Source organism: Microcoleus sp. Aus8_D2 (assembly GCF_036702665.1).
In the GTDB taxonomy this organism is placed as follows: Bacteria; Cyanobacteriota; Cyanobacteriia; order Cyanobacteriales; family Microcoleaceae; genus Microcoleus.
In genome coordinates this window covers 1-4,867 of the sequence record NZ_JAUBUN010000073.1, presented here as the reverse complement: position 1 = coordinate 4,867, position 4,867 = coordinate 1, and the positions used below count along the sequence as shown (strand labels likewise).

General features: G+C 51.3%; 3 protein-coding genes. 2 read left to right on the top strand and 1 reads right to left on the bottom strand.

The genetic code is table 11. The annotated features are described in order from the left end of the window. Positions 1-263: 263 nt before the first annotated feature. Positions 264-389 (bottom strand): hypothetical protein, encoded by a 126-nt coding sequence (locus tag QUB64_RS31595; RefSeq protein ID WP_333277950.1) that lies wholly within the window; start codon positions 387-389, stop codon positions 264-266. A gap of 89 nt (positions 390-478) precedes the next feature. On the opposite strand from QUB64_RS31595, the gene QUB64_RS31590 reads away from it, so the two are divergent. Together QUB64_RS31590 and QUB64_RS31585 are read left to right on the top strand one after the other, a co-directional pair. After that, positions 479-607: a hypothetical protein gene (locus QUB64_RS31590; RefSeq protein WP_333277948.1), complete on the top strand. Its 129-nt coding sequence runs from the start codon at positions 479-481 to the stop codon at positions 605-607. A gap of 514 nt (positions 608-1,121) precedes the next feature. After that, positions 1,122-4,867, top strand: a 3,746-nt coding sequence (locus QUB64_RS31585; protein WP_333394326.1) for a DUF4347 domain-containing protein, incomplete at its 3' end; no start/stop codon positions are given.

Genomic DNA, 4,867 nt, shown 5'->3' with positions numbered 1-4,867 from the left:
GTCAAGTACCTCTAGTACCTCATCTTTCTGAGAAAGGCTATATTTCTGTTAGCGCCCTCCCAGGGGATCGACACGATTCTTGATTTTGAGAAAGGTCAAGATTTAATTGGGTTATCGGGGGGATTAAACTTCACTCAGCTCAGCTTTACTTCTGCCAATAATGCAACTTTGATTAGTGTTACTAGCAGCGGTCAAGTGTTGGCTTCTCTCCGGGGAGTTGCACCGAATTTGTTGGGGATTGAGGATTTTACTCAACGCATAATCTAAATCATCGCCAAGGGGACGATCGGGTTTACGCGATCGTCCGACAGTCCGACAGTCCGATCGTCCGACAGTCCGATCGTCCGACAGTCCGATCGTCCGACAGGGGTTAAAAACCCCTGTCTCATAGCGAAAGTCCTCTTTTAGAGGACTAAAGAAAAATAAAATTGAGCGCGCTGGCGATCGTCCGCGCAGTCGGTTAAAACCGACTTCAGCTATGAGGCAGGCGTTTAAACCCCTGTCGGACGATCGGACGATCGGCGAATCTTTCGATCGCCTGTTGCAGCTTTTAGCTTACAGGCGGGCACTTTGGCGCGATCGGCTAAAATGTCGGGCGATCGACTAAATTCAGTTTTTGATGCCTCCGTATCCCAGCCTTTATAAAGTTTTGTAACAAAAATTCCAGATTTGCGTAAAAAAATATAAGTTGCGCCGATAGCTTCAATAGAGAAAAGCAAACGCCGATCGAAACTAATACAGTATGTCAATTCAACCAGAAAGCCTGTTTCGCGAGACTTGGCAATAAATAGTCCACAGAAGTCAGGCTATCGAGAGCGAAAAAATTAGCTTAACCAAAATTAAAGTAATTATCCCAGGTTCAACTCACGACCCATATATAATGTGTCGTAACGATATAAATGGATGGGTTTCCAAGTCTATGCCATAGCATTAGCTGAAAACTTATTCACTCTTTAATTACGACTAAAATCTATTTTAGTAAAGGGTGCGATGCTCGCTCGCGCGGGAAACCGGGAAACAATGGATAGCTGCGCAACTATTCCCAAAATTTGCGGTTGAAGAATTCCCAGGGCGAGGGCATTTTTGTTCGATTTTTACATCAACCTCAGTGCAAATAAAATATGAAATTGCTACCAGAAGATATGACATTCAGTTTGTCAATAGGCGAATCACTTGAATCCGAGCGGCAGGCAGATTGGGGCAGAGAGTCGATCGGGCTTTTTGCCGCACCCACAGCAAGCAACAGACCAAATCAGCCCCAAAAACCAGGAAAACACATAATCTTCATCGACTCGTGCGTTGAAAACTGGCAACAACTCGCCAGCGGAGTCACAGCAGGAACACAAGTAATTATCCTCAACCCGACGGGCGATGGAATAGCACAAATCACCCAAACTTTAGCGAAACAGAGCGGGTTTGACAGCATTCAAATAGTCGCCCACGGCAAACCAGCCAGCGTGCAACTCGGTGCCACCAACCTAGACAGCCACAGCATAGAAAACTACAGAAGCCAATTGCAGCAGTGGCAAAAATCTTTAATTAAAAACGGAGACATTCTGCTGGTGGCGTGCAGCGTAGCAGCCGGAGAAACTGGTGAGACTTTCGTGCAGAGGCTGCGGGAAATTACGGGTGCAAATATTGCCGCTTCCGCTAATTTGACCGGAAGTGCAGAACTCGGCGGCGACTGGGAATTAGAAGTAGTTGCAGGAGAAATCACGGCCGATTTAGCATTTCAAAAAGAAGTGCTGGAAACTTACAGTTTTGTCCTCGGTACCTTAGTCAACGAAACATTTAGGAACTCCACAGTCACGGGGCCTTGGATTTACGGAGGACAAAACGGCAAAGTATTCGACCCCAACCCAGCCTTGCCAGCTAGCCAGCAAAATATTCCCGGTATCACCGCAGGAACTTCATCGGGGATACTTGCAGGCTTGGGGGGCGATGCAGCGGGCTCTGGGGCTTTGAGATTGACGAGCAACGGTGTGGCACTGCCAGCCTTTGTCATCTACAACAACCCCATACCCTCCACAGAGGGTCTGAAAATGACCTTCGATTTCTTTGCTTACAACGGCGCTACTACTAGCGGCCCAGACGGTGCGATCGCCCCGCAGCCAGGGGACGGTATTAGCTTCTTCATGATTGACGGGGCAGCTAGCCCGACAGCAGCAGGAGGCTTTGGCGGTTCTCTGGGCTATGCCAACGTCAATACTGGTGCATCCAGTACACCCGGATTGGTGGGAGGTTATTTGGGGATTGGATTGGACGAGTACGGGAATTTTTCCAATAATACGGAAGGGCGTTCTGGGCCGACACCAGCAGCAATTCCCGGTTCCACTCTGGGTGCTTACAGACCCGATTCAATTACCCTCAGAGGCAGCGAAGCAAGCAGTTATGCGTTTTTAACAAATGCCATTTCTCCCATCGGCATCGACAACATCCCCAAAAATATTAACTTTACAGGCCCTTTTGACTTCGACAATAGCGTCACTACCAGTCGGGATGCAGCGAAAAGAAGCATTCAAATTACCCTAGCTCCGCCTACTTCTCCAACGCCAAACCGTCTCACAGTTGCCTTGGATGTGAATAATGACGGCTTGTTCACCGGCCCGGGCGAAACTCTGATTGACATTCCCAATCTAGCACTTATCAACGGAGTGATACCTGCTAATTTCAAATTTGGTTTTGCCAGTTCGACAGGAGTTGCTACTAACTTTCACGAAATTCGCAACCTCACAATCGAGACAGTCAATCCTACTCCCGCCAGTCAAGCTGACGTTGTTACTACCAAAAGTGGCCCATCATTTCTCAAAGTTGGGGGTAGCATCACCTACACGATTACTACCACTAATCAAGGCTCACAACCGGCTCAAGAAGTTTTGGTTCAAGACCAAATACCAGATGAATTACAACCGGCTTACCCAGCAGTTCCTACTGTGATTGCTACCAGCGGTGGCACTTACTCAAGCACGACACGGAACGTCACCTGGCCGAAAATTCCCGTTCTCAATCCCGGCCAATCTGTCACTTACACCCTGACAGTCGCTGCGCCTCCAGGTTTAACTGTCGGCCGCACCTTCAGCAATGCGGCATCCAGCAGTGCAGCCACTTTCGACCCCGATCTTGCGAATAACAGCGGTTTAAATGCAATAAGTCTAGTCAATACGACAGTTATTGATGCTGTTGCTGACCTCGTTACTACCAAAAGCGGCCCAGTGACTGCAAATGCTGGGTCAGCTCTTGCTTACACGGTGACGACGGCAAACAACGGGCCAGACCCCGCAGCCAATGTCACGATTACTGACAGCATCGTTCCGGGTTTAACTGGAGTCTCGGTATCGGACGGAGGTGCTTACAACCCGGTGACAGGTATTGTCAGCTTCCCGCCGATCGCATCCTTAGCCGTCAGTACAGTCTTCCGCACCGTCAGTTTTGTCGCTCCAGCGACCCTTACAAGCGTCACCAACACGGCTCGGAGCAGCTCTGCGACCTCCGACCCGGTACTGACAAACAACGACGGCAGCAGCACGAATTCCTCCGTTGTCACGACGATCGCCTCCTTTGCAGACATCGTTACTACCAAAACCGGGCCGAGTGCCGCGAATCCCGGGGCTACCGTGAGCTACACAATTACCACAGCCAACAACGGCCCGAGTCCCGCTGAAGCTGTAACCATCACTGATAGCATCGTTCCGGGTTTGACGGGAGTTACGGCATCTGATGGCGGCACTTACAACGCAACTACGGGGATTGTAACTTTTCCAGCGATCGCCCTTAATAACGCTACTACAGTAACAAGGACGATCGGCTTTACAGCACCTGCAAGTGGCGTCATCAGCAGCACAGCAAAAAGTATCTCCGTTACTCCCGACCCCAATATTACCAACAATAGCGGTTCGACTGTTAACACCACGATCGCCCCCAACGCTGATGTTGTCACCTTCAAAACCGCCCCGGCAACTCTCAATCCAGGCCAAATACTCACCTACACAATTACATCCCTAAATAACGGCCCGAATCCCGCTGTCAACGTGTCCATCACCGACAGCTTGATTCCAGGTTTAACTGGAGTCACCGCATCCGACGGTGGTACTTACAATCCGAATACAGGTGTTGTCAGCTTCCCGGCGATCGCCAGTTTAGCAACTGGTACTAGCGTGACTCGGACGATCGGCTTTGTGCCGCCAGCCACTCTCACTAGCATCACCAACATCGTCCGCAGTACCTCGGATACTCCCGATCCCAACATCAATAACAACGATGGCTCAATTATCGCGACGGTTCCGGGTCAGGGAGGCGGTCGAGTCACCACGGTTATTGGCAGCGCAGCGGACGTTTCCACGACCAAGAGCGGCCCCGCATCCGCCATTCCGGGGGGGACTGTTACTTACACAATTACGACTGCTAATTTGGGCCCCAGCGCTGCTGGCACTGTGGTGGTGAGTGACAGCATTATCCCTGGTTTGACGGGAGTTCAGGCTTCCGATGGCGGCAATTACGACCCGATTACAGGGGTGGTAACTTTTCCGGCGATCGTCAATTTGGCCAATGGTGCTAGCGTGACGCGCACTGTGAGTTTAATCGCTCCGGCGATCGGCAATATCACCAATACTTCCCGCAGCACCTCAGCAACGGGCGATCCAAACCCTAGCAATAATGACGGTTCTGCTGCTAGTGCGATCGTTGCTACTGCGATCGTACCACCGCCGACACCGCCGACACCGGCCCCAACTCCGGCCCCAACTCCGGCCCCAACTCCGGCCCCAACTCCGGCCCCAACTCCGGCCCCAACTCCGGCCCCAACTCCGGCCCCAACTCCGGCCCCAACTCCGGCCCCAACTCCGGCCCCAACTCCGGCCCCAACTCCGGC